Origin of the sequence: Natronosporangium hydrolyticum, assembly GCF_016925615.1 — a bacterium.
GTDB lineage: Bacteria > Actinomycetota > Actinomycetes > Mycobacteriales > Micromonosporaceae > Natronosporangium > Natronosporangium hydrolyticum.
This window is the reverse complement of record NZ_CP070499.1, coordinates 1,817,001-1,832,781: the sequence shown is the minus strand read 5'-3', so window position 1 is coordinate 1,832,781 and position 15,781 is coordinate 1,817,001. Positions and strand designations below refer to the sequence as shown.

The following is a 15,781-nucleotide window of genomic DNA, read 5'->3' as shown; positions in this document are numbered from 1 at the left end:
CTCAGGCCGTGGCCGAGACTCCCAGGTTCTCCCAAACCTCACGGGTGGCGGTGGAACGGTTGAGCGTAATGAAGTGAATGCCGGGCACGCCCTCGTCGAGCAGCCGCCGGCACATTTCGCTGGCTTTGGCGATGCCCAGGGCCCGGACCGCCTTGGGGTCGTCGGCCACCTTCGCGAACTCCTCGCCGAGCTTCGCCGGGAACGGTGCACCCGAGAACTTCTCGGACATCTCGATGGTCCGCATCGAGGTCACCGGCATGACGCCCGCGACGATGGGGGTGTCGCAGCCGGCCGCCTCCACCCGGTCGCGCAGGCGGAGATACTCGGTTTCGTCGAAGAACATCTGGGTTACCGCGAAGTCCGCGCCAGCCTGGCATTTCTGTACGAAATGAGCGGTGTCCTCCGCCATGTCGGACGAGCGGGGGTGCTTGTAGGGGAAGGCGGCCACCCCGACGCTGAAGTCGCCGATCTGCCTGGCCAACTGGACCAGCTCTTCGGCGTAGCGGAGCCCTTCCGGGTGCTGGACCCAGTCACCCTCGGGGTCTCCGGGCGGATCGCCCCGGATCAGCATTAGGTTGCGGATCCCGGCCGCGGCCAGCCGCCCGATCACGTTGCGCAGCTCGGCGACCGAGTGGTTCACCGCGGTGAGATGAGCCATCGGCAGCAGCGTGGTCTCGGTGGCGACCTTCTCGGTCACCTCCACCGTGGTGTCACGGGTGGTGCCACCCGCACCGTAGGTGATCGACACGAACGATGGGCGAAGAGTCTCCAGGTCCCGAATCGACCGCCACAGGATAGTTTCCTGCTCCGGGGTCTTCGGGGGGAAGAACTCGAAGGAGAAGGTGGGTGCTTGGTCTCGAATCAGGTCGCCGATCGACGGATGTCGACCGGTAGGACCAGTGGGGGACGTAGCTACCATGCCCCCACCCTAGCCGGTGCGCTCCGACGACGGGTCAACCAGGCGCTGCGAAAGCGAAAAAAGGTACATAATCCGCAGCGGGTTTGGGTCCGCCGGTGCCGCTGGACCCGAGGCGCGGCACCGGCGGACGTCTAGGCTGCCGTGGCCCGCGCCCACGGCAGAAACAGTCGCTCCAACCCGGTCAACGAGTAATAGAGCCCGATACCCACGGCCGCGAGCAACCCGATCGCGGCGAAGGCCAGCGGCGTATCGGCAGACTGACCGGAGCGGACGATCACCGCCCCGAGGCCGGCGTTCGGCGTGGTTATCTGCGCGACCACCGCCCCGATCAACGCGAGCGAAACCGCGACCTTCAAGCCGGTGAAGATCTGCGGCGCCGCGTACGGCAACCGGACGCTTCGGAAGGTCCGCAGCCGCGAGCCGGAGAGGGATCGAGCCAGCTCCACCAACTCCGCGGGAGTAGCGCGGAGCCCCGCCAGGGTGGCCACCACGATCGGGAAGAAGCAGAGCAGCCCAACCAACGCCACTTTGGACTCGGTGCCGAACCCCAACCAAATGATCAACAGTGGCGCCAGCGCGACCTTCGGCACCGCCTGCAGCGCGACCAGCACCGGCAGCACCGTCTCCCGCAACCAGGTTGACGCCGACAGCATCCCGGCGGCGGCCAGGCCAGCGGCGGTGGCGAGGCCGAACCCGCCGAGGGTATGGCCGAGCGTCGCCCAGGTCTCCCGGAGCAGGTAGGGGCCCTGCCGACGAAGGGCATCCACCACGTCGGGCGGGGCGGGCAGAAAGAAGGTGGGCACGTCGAAGGCCGTCACCAGCCCCCACCAGACACCCACCGCGGCGGCCAGCCCGATCGCGGGCCGGACGACCACCCGGTACGGCCGCGGTCTCAACGGGCCCCGGCCGTGGAGTAGAGCGGATGACCGTGGACGACCAGCCGCGGATCGTCCAACCGCACCGAGAGCTCGGCCAGCTCCGCCTCGGTCATACCCGCGGTCACCAGCCGCGGCCGAAGCTGCTCGATCATCGCCCCGGCCAACCGGGCGCCCGCCGTACCGCCGGTCCAGTAGCGCGCGTGGACCGCGGTCTCTACATCCACCATCCCCTCATCCAGCATCGCCGCGTGAAGCTGCCGGGGCCACCGCCGATCCACCCCGGCAGCGTCGAAGGCGGCGGCGACGGCATCCTGGAACCGCTGGTAAAGCTCACCGGCGCGCCGATCCGGTGCCGCGATCACGACCTCCTCCCGGAGTCCGGCCCAGTCCTCGACGAGCAACACGCCGCCGGGGGCCAACAGCTGGGCGAGCCGGTGCAGGATGGTCCGGCGCAACGGCAGGTGGCCCAGGAGCAGTCGTGCCACCACCAGGTCGAACCGGTCGCCCAACAGCTCCGGCAACGGGGCGTCGGACTGCAGGTCGTGGGCGACCGTGACGATCCGGGGATGGTCGGCGATGTGTGCCGGCCGTAGATCGCACGCGACCACGTGTCCCCACGGCGAGATCTGGTCCGCCAGCCAGGCGACGATACTGCCGCCGCCGGTGCCGACCTCCAGGCAGCGCCGGATCTGCCCCAGCCGGACCCGTTGCCGGATCCGTTGCCGGGTCCACGGGTCGAGGAGTTCGGCTAGCGCGCGGTGATGGGCGGCGGCCGCGTGGTGCCGGTTGTCGAGCAGGTAGCTCGGCGATGCCGAGGCGGGGCTCACTCCGCCACCTCCGGCCCGGGTACGACCAGGTAGTCGACCAGGCCGTCGCGGTCGCGACCGGGGGTGCCCAGCGCAGCTCCGAAGTCACCCTCGATCTCCCCGATCCCGGCCAGCAACGCCATCCCGCCAGCAACCCGGGTGGGGTCGAGGAAGCCTACCGGCTCATCCGGAGCTAGTCCGGTGTGGACATAGGAGTGCATGAGCGACAGCTCCGCCGCCGCCACCACCGGATCCTGCGTCGGTTGCGCTGCGTGCAGGATCTCACCGGCCGATGCCGGGTCCGCCACCGCCTCGGCCAGCCCGCGCAGCAACGCCTCGGTGAAGCGCCGCACCAGATCCGGTTGGTCGGTGATCAGCTCCCGCTGCGCCACCAGCACCGCGCCGTACAGGTCCGCGAGGTAGTCCGAGAACGGCAACGACACCACTTCCCGGCCACCGCCAGCCGCCTCGATGCCGGGGGCGCCGACCACGAACAGCCCGATCGCGTCGAGCTGACCCGCCACCAGCTCCTGGACCTGGGTCTGCGGACTGGTGGGCACGGTCTCCACCTCCCCCGGGTCGAGGCCGGCGAGCTCGGCGTAGGTGGGCCACAACGTCTCCGCGATCGAGCCGGCCGCCAGCCCGACGGTGCGACCGGACAGGTCGCGGGGGCGCCGGATACCGCTGTCGGCGAAGGCCACCAAGCCGATCAGCGGCTGCTGATGGATGGCGGCGACGATCTGGAAACTGTCGTCGACGCCGTTGGCGTAGCGGATGAACGCGCCAGCGGCGTCGACCACGGCGAACTGGGCGGCACCGCCGGCCAACGCCTGATGGTTGGCGTCGCCGGCGGCGCCCGGCTCGATCGTCACCTCGATACCCGCCTCGGCGAAGTAGCCCCGGCGCTGGGCCACCCGGGCGTACGCGTCGCGTCCGCTCTCGCCGAACGCGGTCAGGTAGGTGACCTCGTCCGGGTCGCCGCCGTGGGCGGCGTCGGCCTCCCCGCCGCGGCAGGCCGCCAGCAGCGGGGTCATCGCTACCGCCCCGGCGGCGCCGAGGACACCTCGGCGGGACAGCTGGCGGCGGCGCCGCCCCGAATCGCGGGTCGGCGGGGTCAGCAAGCTTACGGTCATCAGCAACTCCTCACAGTAGATAGCTGGGCCGCGGGCAGATCGCCAGCGCGGCAGGGTTCTCACGTTCGAACGGCCTAGCTGGCCAATCGCCAGCGGTCGCCGGAGACGACCAACACCCGCAGCGCGAGCGGTTGCAGCCCGGAATGGTTCTGCGGAGTGAACCGGATCGGACCTGACAGCCCGTCGAGATTGGTGGACATGATGGTTTCCCGGACCGCCTCCCGGCCGGTCTGGTCGATTCGGTCGACCGCGGCGACCACGACATCGAGGGCATCCGCGGCGAACGATGCGTGGGCGTCGTAACCGCCATATGCGGCTACGTACTCGCGCCACCAGAGCTGCCGGGCGGTCCGCGCCGGCGACGTGGCGATCACCTCATCGATCACCAGCGTCTCGGTAAAGACCAACCGGGCGTCTCCGAACGCCTCCCGGGTCGCCGCGGGCAGCGATACGGGTCCGGCGGCCAGCGGCGGCAGATAGAGCTCGCCCGCCCAACCCGCCTCCCGGAGCATCGACGCCAGCGTGGCGGCGGGCGCCGGCGGCGCCCAGAGCACCACGGCGTCCGGGCCGGTCGACGGATCGACCGCGGCCGGATCCCCGGGGAAGAATCCGGGCGGGTCGACGGGCCGCCACTGGGCGACCCGCGTCGCCGCCGACGCCGCCGGACCGTCCCCACCATCGCTGTCGGGGTACCCGGTCACCTCCTCGTGCACCACGAGATCGAGGCCGGCGCCCGCGAGCGCCTGGCTCAGCTCCCGGGCGCCGTCGGCGCCGTCGCCCGGTGCTGCGAGCGTGAGCAGCCCGACCGTCTCGGCCGGGGCTTGGGCGAGCTCCGCGGCGAGCAGATCAGCGGCGGCGCTGGTCGGCGGGGCCAGCTGGAACACGAACCGTCCGGCACCGTCCGGTCCGGCGACCTGCTCGCCGGGCGCGAGCGCCACCACCGGCACTCCGGCCTCGTCCCATCCGGTCTCGGTCGCCGCCACACAAGCCGTACACCCGCCGCTGACGACCGCCGTCACGGCCGGGTCAGCGGCGAGCTCCGCCAGGTTCGCCGCGGTGGTGGCCGGCTCCGTCCGGTTGTCGAGCACCCGCAGCTCGACCGGGGATGCGCCGGCCGGCCGCTGCCGGTTGAGCTGCTCCACCCGCAGTTCGATCCCCCGCCGGTACACCTCACCCACGGCCGCACCGGGACCGGTGAGCGCAAGGTCTGCGCCCACCACAATCGCCGGTGGCGAGCCGCCGCTGCTGAGCGCACAACCGGCCAGCAATGCGGCGAGCGCGGCCACGGCGGGCGCGGCGAGTCGGGCACGGAACCGGTTGCGGGTCACCATGGTGGGTTGCTCTCTCCAAACTGGGGACTGCCGGGCGGGTAGATGGGGCGGGGAGCCGGCCGCCGACGCGCGAGACAGGGCGAACAGGTGGCGCGTCGGCGACCGGCGGCTCAGGTGGCCGGAGCCTCGGGTGCGACGCCGCCGCGCACCCAGAGGTCGCCGGGGGATTCGTAGCTGATCGGGTGGTAGACGCTGGCGACCATCCGCAACCCGGCCGGCGCGGGGGCGCAACGGACATGTTCGATGACGACCCAACCGGCGGCCCGGAGCCGGCGGCCGACGGCGAGCGCTTCGGTAACGGTGCGATACGGCTCGGCGAGGAGGTCCTCGGCGTCGACCGGGTGGATCTCCGGTTCCCGTGGTGTACGCATCTGTCCGCCACCTCATCCGCCGTACGGCTGCTCGGCGGTGATCAGCGCCGCGTCGATCTCCGAGGTGAGCTGCGCCATCCGGGTCTCTTCCGGATAGTCTCCGGCGGCCCGCCGCACCGACCCGACGCTGCGGGCGAGTCGGGCCGAGCGGACCTGGTCCAGGCCGGCCAGCGCCTGCCGCCCCCACCACTCTCCCGGTTCCAGCTCACCGGCCTGGAGGTGCAGCTCGGACAGCTTCGCCTGGCAGAGCGCCACCGCCCGGGCATGGCTGTCCGGGTTGAAGTCCGCCACCGCCTGCGCCAGCCGCCGGATGGCCTCCTGCCGGTCCGCGGCGGCGCCGGTGTGCTCGGCGAGCACCGCCAGCGCGTGCCCGGTGGTCGCGTGGAGGTGACCGCTCTGGCGCAGCGACACCACCCACGCTGGCGCCACCGGCGGGGTTTCGGTGAAAGCATGCTCGGCGAGTTCAAGGTGGCGGCGGCAGGTCGCCACCGCCCCGCTGGCCGCGTAGGCGCGGGCCTTGACGCCGTGAATGGCCATCCGGACCGGCGCAGCGACCCGTTCATCGCCCTCGACCACGCGGATCACGTCGAGCGCGTCGTCGTGGTAGCCGAGGTGATTGTGGTGGGCGGCGGCGTCGGCCATGATGTGCGCTCGCAGGTGCGGATCGCCCGACCGCACCGCGCAGAACAACGCCAGCCGGAACAGGCTGCGGGCGGCTTCGTGGCCGCCGGTGTCGAAGGCTGCCCACGCCGCCCGGGCGGCGAGCGCCCCGAGCGCACCGTAGAGCGGCTGGGCGTCCCGGTCGTAGACACTGGTCGGCTCCACCATCGGCACCGCCCACCGGAGGATGGTCTTGGCCAGCTGGCTAGTCATCGCCCCTCCGAAGCGGAGGTCCAGCTGGGTGAAGAGTTCTCCGAAATGGTGCAGCTGCTCGACATCGCCCTGGTCCGGCACGATCGGGGGCACCGGCCGGCCAGTGGTGTCCAGCAGCCGGCCCAGCGGCTCGCCGATCTGGCCGCCGATAGCGATGGCGCCGATCGCCGCGTTGAAGGCGAGTCGCCGCATGTCGGTCAGCTGGCCGGGACGCCAGGTGCGGCCACGCCGGCCGACCACGCTCTCGCGTTGTTCGGCCAGGGCCGCCGCGGCTTCCGCGAGCGAGACCCCGGTCACCTTCTCGTAGGCGGAGAGGATCGCCGGCGTGATCGGTCGGCCGTGTTCGCCGCGCTCCACCTTGCTCAGATGTCCATGGGACATACCTACCTGCCGGGCCACCCGGCGTAGCGGCACACCCATGCTCTCGCGGATCGCCCGCAGGGTCGGCCCGTCGTACCCGCTCATCGGCGCCTCCCGACCGGGTGCCGACGCGTGCCCGCATCCGTTGTGTGCACTGTGTTCCCTCCCGCCGAGACTGTCGTTCGAGCGGGTACGTTGCCGGTACGGCGGCCGCGCGCGCGAGTTTTCCAGTGCCGGAACCCGCCGCCTCGCAACATTCCCAGGCGCATCGACCGGCCCCTCGCTAGGAGACGCAACGGATCGGGCGCCGGGACCGAACCATCCCCGCTCGCGGCCCGACGGGTTTCGCCGTCGGCGCCGTACTCATCTAATGCGGCGCCGCGCGAGTGCGGAGGAGCCTGGAGGACGAAAGTCAGCGGTGCCAGCCCTCGCTGGCCCCTACCCCGGCGGAGGGGGCCAGCCCGACCGGGCGGATACTGCGGTCTGTGGGGAACCGGTTCGGGTACCTGGATGCGCCGCTGCCGCTGGCGATCGCGCACCGGGGCGGGGCAGCGAGTGCGGTCGAGAACACCGCCGCCGCGTTCGCTCGTGCGGTCGAGCTCGGCTACCGGTATCTGGAGACCGACGTCCGCGCCACCCGCGACGAGGTGGCGGTGCTGTGCCATGACGCCACTCTGGAGCGGGTCGCCGGCCGGGCGGTGGCGGTGTCCGAGCTGAGCTGGTCGGAGCTGGCCACGATCCGGGTCGATGGCGGCGCCGCGGTGCCGCGATTGGCGGAGATGCTCGACGCGTGGCCGAGCGCCCGGTTCAATCTTGATGTCAAGTCCGACGCTGCGGTCGCCCCGACCGCTGCGGTGCTGGCGCGGGGCGCTGCCCCGGGTCAGGTGTTACTGGCCTCGTTCAGCGACCGTCGGCTTTCGGTGCTGCGACGGTTGCTGGGGCCAGCGGTGCCGACCTCGCTGGGGCGCGGTGCGGTGACCCGGCTGCGATTGGCGGCGGTGGTGGGTCGGTCTGGCGGCCGACCCCGATGGCTACCGGAGTCGGCGGTCGCCGCCCAGGTTCCGGTCCGAGCGTACGGCGTGCCGGTGGTCGACCGCCGATTCGTCCGCCACGCGCACCGGCTCGGCCAACAGGTACACGTGTGGACCGTGGACGATCCGGCGATGGTGCATCGGCTGCTGGACCTGGGGGTCGACGGCATCATGACCGACCGGTTGGAGATGCTCCGGGATGTCTACCGGGCCCGGGGCTGTTGGTGGCCGGGTTAGGCGTTCGTCGGGCGCCGTTACCGTGACCGGCGCGACTTCTGGATTGGCTCGTACAGTTGTACCATTGCTGTCACCGCGGCACGGAGCGGAGGCGAGCATGACGGCACCAGCAGCGAGCAATGAGCCACCCGCACCAGTCACCGAGCCCATCGGGCCGTTGTTGACCACGCTCCGGCTGGCCCGGGGGTTGAGTCAGCTCCGAGTCGCCGAGCAACTGTGCGCCGCCGCGGGCGTGGCCACCGTCAGCCGGCACGAGGTCTCCCGGTGGGAGCGGGGCGAACGGGTTCCCGGCACCTTCTGGCTCGGCTGGTTGGCGGCGGTGCTGGAGGCACCGGTGGAGGAGCTGGAGCAGGCGGTGGCGCTCACCCGCGCCGGCGAGCAGCGCTCGGCCCACCCGGCAGAGTGGACGCCGGAGCTCCTCTGGCATCCGCCGACCGCCACCGAGCTGAGACGGGCGCTGGATCGCGACGGCGCCCAGGATTTACGGACGATGGCGCATGCCTGGCTGGCCGGCCCGCCGGAGCAGCCGCGGGAGACCCTGACCCTGGTGCCGTCGCCGACCACGACCCACCTGCTCGACGCGCGCACCCAGCGACTGGCCGAGCTACGCCGCATGGACGATCTGGTGGGCGGGGTGGATCTGGCGCCGCTGGTCCACCAGGAGGTGCACGAGAGCATCTCGGTGCTGACCACGGTCGGCAACGGCCAACCCCGGCGGCGCGCATTGTCGCTGCTCGGCGAGTACGCACAGCTGGCCGGGTGGGTCTTCGCGGACGCCGGCGACCCGGGCGCCGCCCGGCGGGCGTACCGGGTGGCGCTGCGGGCGGCCGCCGCCGCAGCTGACCGGCTCCTGGCCGGCTACGTGCTGGCTGGGCTCAGTCATCTGACCTTGGAGGATGGCGACCCGCAGGAGGCGCTGCTGCTCGCCCGCACCGCCCAGACCGGCCTCGGCGCTGACGCCACCGCTTTGACGCGGGCGCTGTTGCTGCATCGGGTGGCGCTCGCCGCCGCCCGCAGCGGCGACCGGCGCGGCGCCCACTCGGCCCTCCGCGCGGCGGATCGGGCCGCGCGCAGCGGCACGTCCGAGCCGGAGCCCACGTGGCTCTACTGGCTGGATCAGGCCGAGCTGACCGCGATGACCGGCCGTGCCCTGATGGCGCTGGGCCGGCCGCTGCGAGCGCTCGATCAACTGACCGCCGCCGGCGGTCGCCGGGGCCCGCGCGGCGCGGCGCTCTACGAATGCTGGATGGCGCGGGGATACCTGCAGGTGGGCGAGTATGAGCAGGCCGGTCGGCTGGCCCGGCGGGCGTTTCGAAATGCGGTTACCGCCGGCTCGCACCGGGCTGCGGCGCTGCTGCGCCGGCTCCACCCGATGTTGCTGCGCCACCGGGATCTGCCGACAGTGCGGGCATACGAACGAGTGACCGAGGGTTATCACGGCTTGCTGCCTTCAGCAGGGCCGGCCAGTTCGGGCGAGGAGGCCAATCCGGTCGGGTGATGCTGGCGGCCCGCCGCAACGTCGCCGCCCCCGGCTCGGTAGCGTCAGCGGGTGAGCACTACCGCCCGTCCTGACGAGTACGCTGGCCTGCGCGCGCGGATCGACGCCGCGCTCGCCGAGTTCCTGCGAGGCCAGCGGGAGCGGGCCGGTTCGCTGGATGCCGCCACCACCACCCTGGTGGCGGCGGCCGAGTCGTTCGTGCTCACCGGCGGCAAACGGCTGCGGCCGGCGTTCGCCTACTGGGGCTACCGGGCCGCTGGTGGCGACGACTCCGACGCCCTGGTCGCCACGGTCGCGGCGCTCGAGCTGGTGCAGGCCAGCGCGCTCGTCCACGACGACGTGATGGACGATTCGGACACCCGGCGCGGGGCACCGGCGGCCCACCGCCGCTTCGCCGCCGAGCATCAGGCGGCCGGCTGGCTCGGCGACCCCACCGATTACGGCACCGCCGTGGCGGTCCTGCTCGGCGACCTCTACCTGGTCTGGTCCGACGAGCTTCTTCACACCGGCGGGCTGTCGCCGACCACGCTGGCCCGGGCAAGGCCGGTCTTCGACCAGATGCGCACCGAGGTCACGCTTGGGCAGTACCTCGACGTGCTCACCCAGGCCACCGGCGAACCGTCGGTCGACCGGGCGCTGTCGGTCGCCCGGCTTAAGTCCGCCAAGTACACCGTGGAGCGGCCGATGCTGCTCGGTGCCGCGTTGGCCGACGCCTCCCCCGCGGTGCAGGCCGCGTACTCCGGCTACGGGCTGCCGCTCGGGGAGGCGTTCCAGCTCCGTGACGATGTGCTCGGAGTGTTCGGGGACCCGGCCCGGACCGGCAAGCCGGCCGGCGATGACCTGCGGGAAGGTAAGCGGACCTTCTTGGTCGCGGCGGCGTACGAGGGGGCCGACCCGGCCACCCGGGAGCTGCTCACCCGGCGGCTGGGCGATCCCGCCCTGGACGAGGCCGGCGTGCAGGAGCTGCGGGAGGTCATCATCAAGACCGGCGCGCTGGAGCGGACCGAGAGCCGCATCATCGAGCTGACCGAGGCGGCCCGGGCAGCGCTGGCGAGCGTAGCGTTGGCGGAGCCCGGTGTGGCGGCGTTGGCGTCGCTCGCCACTGCGGCGACCGCGCGCACCGGTTGAGCTGCTGGCCCACCGAGGGCCGGGTCAGAACCCCAACGCCTGCGCCCGCCGTTTGACCTCGGTGGCGCCACCGGTGCCGAGCGCGACCGCAGGCGTGCCCGGCAGGGTTTCGTCCTCAGTGTAGAGCCACCGGAGCAACTCTTCGTCGGTGTAACCAGCATCGCGCAGCACCGTAATCACACCCGGTAGATGTTTGAGCACGGTCTGGTTGGCGACCAGCTCCGCCGGGACCTGCGGCACCCGGTCGCGGCGCACCGCCAGCAGCCCACCGTCGCGGATCAACTGATTCACCTTGCTGACCGAGATCTCCAGCCGGTCAGCAACCTCCGGCAGCGACAACCACTCTCCCGGCGCTGGCGCGGGTCCACCCTCAGTCACCCGTACACCCTGCCACAGACTCCGCGGTCTCCGCTTCCGGTTCCAGGCTCGCCGGCATCCCCCGCAGGTCACCGAACCGGCGCCCGACCCGGCGATGGTGGCTACGACAAGCCAGGATGCGGTACGGGCGAGGTAGCAGCGACCCGCTGGCACGAACCTCGTAGACTTTGCGCCGATGAGCGACACACAGGTCGCCGACCCCCTGATCGGCACGCTGCTCGGCGGGCGCTATCGCGTCCGCGAACGGCTTGCCCGGGGGACGGTCGCCGCGGTCTATGTCGCCGAGGACCGTCGCCTTGAACGCACCGTCGCTATCAAGATTATTCACCGGCAGCACGCGGCCGATCCGCGATTCCTGGACAGCTTCGCCGAAGATGCCCGGGCGGTCGCCCGGCTCACTCACCCCCACGTGGTCGCCACCTACGACCAGGGCAGTCACGACGGGATGCCGTATCTGGTCATGGAGTATGTCCAGGGCCGGACCCTGCGGGATGTGCTGCGCTCCCGACGGCGGCTGACCAGCGCCGAGGCGCTGGCCATCACCGAACAGGTGCTCGCCGCGATCGCCGCAGCTCACCGGTCCGGCCTCGTGCACCAGGCCATCCGACCGGAGAATGTGCTGGTCGCCGAGGCGCCGGGCGGCGGCAACCTGATCGACAGCGTGGTAAAAGTCAGCGACTTCGGCCTGACTCCGACGGCCGGGCCCGGTGAGGGCGCTCGCTACGACTGGGGGCAGTCGCCGTCGGCGGCGGCGTATCAGGCGCCGGAGCAGGCCGACGGCCGGGCAGACCCCCGCAGCGACGTCTACGCCGCCGGCCTGGTCCTCTTCGAGATGCTCACCGGCCGGCTGCCCGAGCGGGCACCGGCCGAGGCCGGCCCGGCCGCAGCCCGCCCCTCCCGGTTGGCCACCGGCATCCCACCAGAGCTCGACGAGTTGGTGCTGCGCACCACCGACCCGGACCGGTACGCCCGCCCCAGCGACGCGGGTGCCCTGCTCAGCGAGGTGCAGACCCTCCGCGAGCAGCTCAGCGCCGCCTCGGTGCCCGCCAAACCGGCGGCCGACGCGACGGTGGTGCTGTCCCGCATCCCCACCAGCCCGACCGGCACCGACCCGGTGTCGCCGGCGACCCCCGACGGAGAGCGCCCCTCCTGGGCGCGACTCCCTTCTCCCCGCAGCCGGCAAGCCAGCTCTGGTCGCCGCGCCGCGGCCGCCACCGAGGTCATCGAGGTGGCGGGCAGCGGCGCCCGACGCAGCCGGGCCGAGGTCGATGAGGAGCCGCCCGAGGCCGACAAACGCCGCCGGCTCGCGACCGTCGCCGCGTTCCTCGCCCCGTTGGTGCTGCTGGTGGCGGTCGGCGGCTGGTGGCTCGGGTTTGGCCGCTGGACGCCGGTGCCCGAACTGGTCGGCGTGTCCGAAACCGAGGCGGTGGCGCTGGCCGAGGCGGAGGGCCTGCGGGTGCGGTTCGGCGAACCGCAGCACAACGACGACATTCCAGCCGGTCACGTGCTCACCCAGGACCCAGAGGGCCGGATCATCAACGGCGGCACGCTGCGGCTCACCCTGTCGCTCGGGCCCGCGGTCTACCCGGTGCCCGACATCATCGGGGCCGACCGAGACCTCGCGGTCCGGCAACTCGAGTCGCTGGGGCTGGTCGTGGTCGAGGGCGAGCCCGCCCACAGCAGCACCGTGCCCGAAGACCGGGTGCTGACCGTGGAGCCGGAGGTCGGCACCGAGGTGGTGCCTGGCGTCGAGGTCACTATCACGTTGAGCAAGGGCCGACCTCCGCTCAGCATCCCCTCACTCGTCGGCAAGCAGGTCGATGAAGCCACTGCGGAGCTCTCCGAGATGGGGCTCGAGGTCGCCGTCGAAGAGGTCGAGAACGACGCCCCCGAGGGCGAAGTGGTCAACCAGGACCCGGCCCCCAACACCGGCGCCGAACCAGGCGACGTGGTGACGCTTGAGGTCAGCCGCGGCCCACCGACCCGCCCGGTGCCGGATGTTTCGGGCGAACGGTGTAACCGGGCCACCGAGACGCTGGAGGAGGCCGGTTTCGAGGTGGACGCGATCGGTCGGCCCCGAGGGCGGGTGGCTTTGCAGAACCCGAGCCCCGGCACCGGCCTACCGCCCGGCTCCACGGTCCAGATCGTCTGCCCCTGAGCACGGAGACTCCGGTGACCATGCGGCCGCTCGGCGCTCACGCCCCCAGCTCGGGTGGGCTGGCCAAGAGCGCGCTGCCCTACCTCGACGCGGCCGGGGCGGAGGCGGTGCAGGTCTTCGTCGGCAATCCGCGCGGGTGGGCCCGGTCGGCCGGCGATCCCAAGCAGGATGCCGCGTTCCGCGCCGGCTGCGAGGAGCGGCAGATCCCGGCCTTTGTACACGCCTCGCTGCTGGTCAACCTGGGCTCCCCTACCCCGGAGACGGTACGCCGATCGGCCGAGGCGCTCGATCATGCGCTGACCCGGGCAGCCGCGATCGGGGCGCGGGCGGTGGTGTTCCACGCCGGCAGCGCGGTCACCGACGGCCACTATCCGGCCGCTATGCGCCAGGTCCGGGAGTCGCTACTGCCGATGTTGGACGACCTGGCCGGCCACGACGGTCCGCGGTTGCTGGTCGAACCGAGCGCGGGCGGCGGCCGTTCACTCGCCGCCCGGGTGGAACAGCTGGCGGAGTTCCTCGCCGCCGTCGACCGGCACCCGCAGCTCGGGATCTGCTTCGACACCTGCCACGTGTGGGCGGCCGGCCACGACGTGGCCTCGGCGGGTGGCATGGCCGCCACATTGGACGCCCTGGTCAGCGAGTGCGGCGCCGACCGGCTCCAACTGGTGCACGCCAACGACTCCAAAGACGGCTGCGGCTCGACCCGCGACCGGCACGAAAACATCGGGCAGGGCACCATCGGTGAGCCCGGCTTCGCCGAGTTGCTCGCCCACCCAGCCACCGCCGGCGTACCGGTGATCGTCGAGACTCCCACCGAGCGGCACCACGGGCACGCGGCCGACATCGCCACCCTGCGCCGGCTCGGCGCGGCGCGGGTCAGGAGCTAGGCAGCTGATCGGCGAGGGTGAGCCACGCCTCCTCGGTGGCGGTGCGCTGCTCCCGCACCTCCCGCAGCTGCTGATCCAGGTCGGAGAGCTTGGCGTAGTCGGTGGCGTGCGTCGCGAGCTGTTCGTGCAGCTCGGATTCGCGCCGCTCCAGCTTGCTTAGTTGCCGCTCCAACCGGGTCAGCTCCTTGCGGGCGGCCCGCTCCTGGGTCGCCGGCCGGGACGGTGCGGCCGGGCTCGGCTGGCCGGCGCCGCCGGCGGCAGCCGGCGCCGTGGACCCCGCCGCCCCGGCCGCCAGAAACTCGTCCACTCCCCCCGGCAGATGCACCAGCCGGCCGTCGCCGAACATCCCGTAGACCGTGTCGGCGACTCGCTCCACTAGATACCGGTCGTGGCTGGCGACCACCATCGTGCCCGGCCACGAATCCAGCAGGTCCTCCAGCGCCGCCAACGTGTCAGTGTCCAGGTCGTTGGTGGGCTCGTCGAGCAGCAGCACGTTCGGTTCGCCTGCCAGCAGGCGCAACAACTGCAACCGTCGCCGCTCGCCGCCGGAGAGGTCGGCCACCGGCGTCCACAGCCGATCCCCCGAGAAGCCGAACATCTCCGCGAGCTGAGAAGCGGTCAGCTCCCGATCACCTAACGTCACCCGTCGCGCTACCTGTTCGACGGCGGTCAACGTGCGTTGATCCGAGGGGAGTTCGGTGAGCTCCTGCGAGAGGTACGCCGGCTGCACGGTGCTACCCACCCGCAGCTGCCCGCTCGTGGGCGGCTGCACCCCGGCGAGCAACCGGAGCAGCGTGGTCTTGCCGGCGCCGTTGGCCCCGACGATCGCCACCCGGTCGCCCGGCCCGACCTGCCAGGTCAGGTCGGTCAGGATCGGCCGCGGCCCGGCATGGAGCGCCACCGACGTCAGGTCGTACACCTGCTTGCCGAGCCGGGCGGTGGCGAGCCGGCGCAGCGACACCTCGTCTCGCGGCGGTGGGACGTCGGCGATCAGCGCGTTCGCCGCCTCGATCCGGAACTTCGGCTTCGAGGTCCGGGCCGGCGGCCCCCGGCGCAGCCAGGCGATCTCTTTTCGGAGCAGGTTCTGGCGCCGAGCCTCGGTCGCGGCCGCCCGCCGCTGCCGCTCGGCCCGGGCCAGCGTCCAGGCCGCGTAGCCGCCCTCGTAGCTGTGGACCGTGCCGTCGGTGACCTCCCAGGTCTTGGCGCAGACCGTGTCCAGGAACCACCGGTCGTGGGTGACCACTACCAACGCGCCTCGGCGGCCGAGCAGGTGGGCGGCGAGCCAGTCCACCCCGGCGACGTCCAGATGGTTGGTGGGCTCGTCGAGCACCAGCACGTCAGTGGCGCGCACCAGCAGTGCGGCGAGCGCCACCCGGCGCCGTTCGCCACCGGACATCCGCCCGACCGGCGCGTCCAGGCCGAGCTCAGGCATGCCCAGCCCGGCGAGGATGGTGCGCACTTCGGCATCGCCGGCCCACTCATGCTCGGCGTCGAAGCCCGCCGCCAGCCAGCCGGTGCCGAGCACCACCTCGCCGACGGTCGCCTCGCCGGCCAGGTCCAGCGTCTGCGGCAACGAAGCCACCCGCAGCCCGCGACGGTGGGTCACCCGGCCGGCGTCGGGCTCGTCGGCGCGGGTGAGCAGCCGCAGCAGGGTGCTCTTGCCGGCGCCGTTGCGTCCGACCACGCCCACCCGGTCGGTGTCGTCCAGCCCGATCGAGACCTCGGTGAGCAGCTCCCCGGCGGCGTCGTAGCCCTTGCTTACCCGGTCAAGGTTGATGAGATTCGCCATCGCG

The 15,781-nt window shown here is 72.3% G+C and carries 14 protein-coding genes; 5 read left to right on the top strand and 9 right to left on the bottom strand.

Annotated features, from left to right (window positions below; genetic code table 11):
* Position 1 precedes the first annotated feature (1 nt).
* From metF to JQS43_RS08285, 7 genes are all read right to left on the bottom strand, one after another.
* A complete protein-coding gene (metF, locus tag JQS43_RS08315; protein WP_239678480.1) occupies positions 2-919 on the bottom strand; it encodes a methylenetetrahydrofolate reductase [NAD(P)H] in 918 nt (305 codons plus the stop codon).
* Positions 920-1,050: 131 nt separating this feature from the next.
* Complete coding sequence (locus tag JQS43_RS08310) at positions 1,051-1,815, bottom strand: ABC transporter permease (protein WP_239678479.1); 765 nt, start codon at positions 1,813-1,815, stop codon at positions 1,051-1,053.
* Positions 1,812-2,624 (bottom strand): class I SAM-dependent methyltransferase, encoded by an 813-nt coding sequence (locus JQS43_RS08305; RefSeq protein ID WP_239678478.1) that lies wholly within the window; start codon positions 2,622-2,624, stop codon positions 1,812-1,814. The genes JQS43_RS08310 and JQS43_RS08305 overlap by 4 nt, the downstream gene beginning before the upstream one ends.
* Complete coding sequence (locus tag JQS43_RS08300) at positions 2,621-3,736, bottom strand: ABC transporter substrate-binding protein (RefSeq protein WP_239678477.1); 1,116 nt, start codon at positions 3,734-3,736, stop codon at positions 2,621-2,623. Before JQS43_RS08300 ends, JQS43_RS08305 begins: the two co-directional genes overlap by 4 nt.
* 74 nt (positions 3,737-3,810) lie before the next feature.
* Positions 3,811-5,067: an ABC transporter substrate-binding protein gene (locus JQS43_RS08295; protein WP_239678476.1), complete on the bottom strand. Its 1,257-nt coding sequence runs from the start codon at positions 5,065-5,067 to the stop codon at positions 3,811-3,813.
* A 110-nt stretch (positions 5,068-5,177) separates the two neighbouring features.
* Positions 5,178-5,438 (bottom strand): hypothetical protein, encoded by a 261-nt coding sequence (locus JQS43_RS08290; protein WP_239678475.1) that lies wholly within the window; start codon positions 5,436-5,438, stop codon positions 5,178-5,180.
* Between the two features lie 12 nt (positions 5,439-5,450).
* A complete protein-coding gene (locus tag JQS43_RS08285) occupies positions 5,451-6,776 on the bottom strand; it encodes a helix-turn-helix domain-containing protein (protein WP_239678474.1) in 1,326 nt (441 codons plus the stop codon).
* 380 nt (positions 6,777-7,156) lie between these two features.
* Here JQS43_RS08285 and JQS43_RS08280 point away from each other — a divergent pair, with 380 nt between their 5' ends.
* The 3 genes from JQS43_RS08280 (at position 7,157) to JQS43_RS08270 (ending at position 10,565) form a co-directional block, all read left to right on the top strand.
* Positions 7,157-7,939, top strand: coding sequence for a glycerophosphodiester phosphodiesterase family protein (locus JQS43_RS08280; RefSeq protein ID WP_239678473.1), 783 nt, complete (start codon positions 7,157-7,159; stop codon positions 7,937-7,939).
* A gap of 97 nt (positions 7,940-8,036) precedes the next feature.
* On the top strand, positions 8,037-9,437 hold the full coding sequence (locus JQS43_RS08275) for a helix-turn-helix domain-containing protein (protein ID WP_239678472.1): 1,401 nt from the start codon (positions 8,037-8,039) through the stop codon (positions 9,435-9,437).
* 51 nt (positions 9,438-9,488) lie between these two features.
* The gene (locus JQS43_RS08270) at positions 9,489-10,565 is read left to right on the top strand and encodes a polyprenyl synthetase family protein (protein ID WP_239678471.1); all 1,077 of its coding nucleotides are present in this window, start codon (positions 9,489-9,491) and stop codon (positions 10,563-10,565) included.
* 24 nt (positions 10,566-10,589) lie between these two features.
* On the opposite strand, the gene JQS43_RS08265 is transcribed toward JQS43_RS08270, so the two are convergent.
* Entirely contained in the window at positions 10,590-10,943 is a 354-nt protein-coding gene (locus tag JQS43_RS08265) for an Rv2175c family DNA-binding protein (protein ID WP_239678470.1), read from the bottom strand.
* A 175-nt stretch (positions 10,944-11,118) separates the two neighbouring features.
* On the opposite strand from JQS43_RS08265, the gene JQS43_RS08260 reads away from it, so the two are divergent.
* Both JQS43_RS08260 and JQS43_RS08255 read left to right on the top strand, forming a co-directional pair.
* A complete protein-coding gene (locus JQS43_RS08260; RefSeq protein ID WP_239678469.1) occupies positions 11,119-13,101 on the top strand; it encodes a Stk1 family PASTA domain-containing Ser/Thr kinase in 1,983 nt (660 codons plus the stop codon).
* Between the two features lie 20 nt (positions 13,102-13,121).
* Positions 13,122-13,988: a deoxyribonuclease IV gene (locus JQS43_RS08255; RefSeq protein ID WP_239679361.1), complete on the top strand. Its 867-nt coding sequence runs from the start codon at positions 13,122-13,124 to the stop codon at positions 13,986-13,988.
* On the opposite strand, the gene JQS43_RS08250 is transcribed toward JQS43_RS08255, so the two are convergent.
* Positions 13,978-15,777, bottom strand: coding sequence for an ABC-F family ATP-binding cassette domain-containing protein (locus tag JQS43_RS08250; protein ID WP_239678468.1), 1,800 nt, complete (start codon positions 15,775-15,777; stop codon positions 13,978-13,980). The genes JQS43_RS08255 and JQS43_RS08250 overlap by 11 nt on opposite strands.
* Positions 15,778-15,781: the final 4 nt, after the last annotated feature.

Bases quoted from the DNA above. Each gene is read 5' to 3' on its own strand.
- JQS43_RS08300 (WP_239678477.1), bottom strand. From the start codon at position 3,736: ATGACCGTAAGCTTGCTGACCCCGCCGACCCGCGATTCGGGGCGGCGC.
- JQS43_RS08260 (WP_239678469.1), top strand. From the start codon at position 11,119: ATGAGCGACACACAGGTCGCCGACCCCCTGATCGGCACGCTGCTCGGC.
- JQS43_RS08255 (WP_239679361.1), top strand. From the start codon at position 13,122: ATGCGGCCGCTCGGCGCTCACGCCCCCAGCTCGGGTGGGCTGGCCAAG.
- metF (WP_239678480.1), bottom strand. From the start codon at position 919: ATGGTAGCTACGTCCCCCACTGGTCCTACCGGTCGACATCCGTCGATC.
- JQS43_RS08285 (WP_239678474.1), bottom strand. From the start codon at position 6,776: ATGAGCGGGTACGACGGGCCGACCCTGCGGGCGATCCGCGAGAGCATG.
- JQS43_RS08290 (WP_239678475.1), bottom strand. From the start codon at position 5,438: ATGCGTACACCACGGGAACCGGAGATCCACCCGGTCGACGCCGAGGAC.
- JQS43_RS08295 (WP_239678476.1), bottom strand. From the start codon at position 5,067: ATGGTGACCCGCAACCGGTTCCGTGCCCGACTCGCCGCGCCCGCCGTG.
- JQS43_RS08250 (WP_239678468.1), bottom strand. From the start codon at position 15,777: ATGGCGAATCTCATCAACCTTGACCGGGTAAGCAAGGGCTACGACGCC.
- JQS43_RS08275 (WP_239678472.1), top strand. From the start codon at position 8,037: ATGACGGCACCAGCAGCGAGCAATGAGCCACCCGCACCAGTCACCGAG.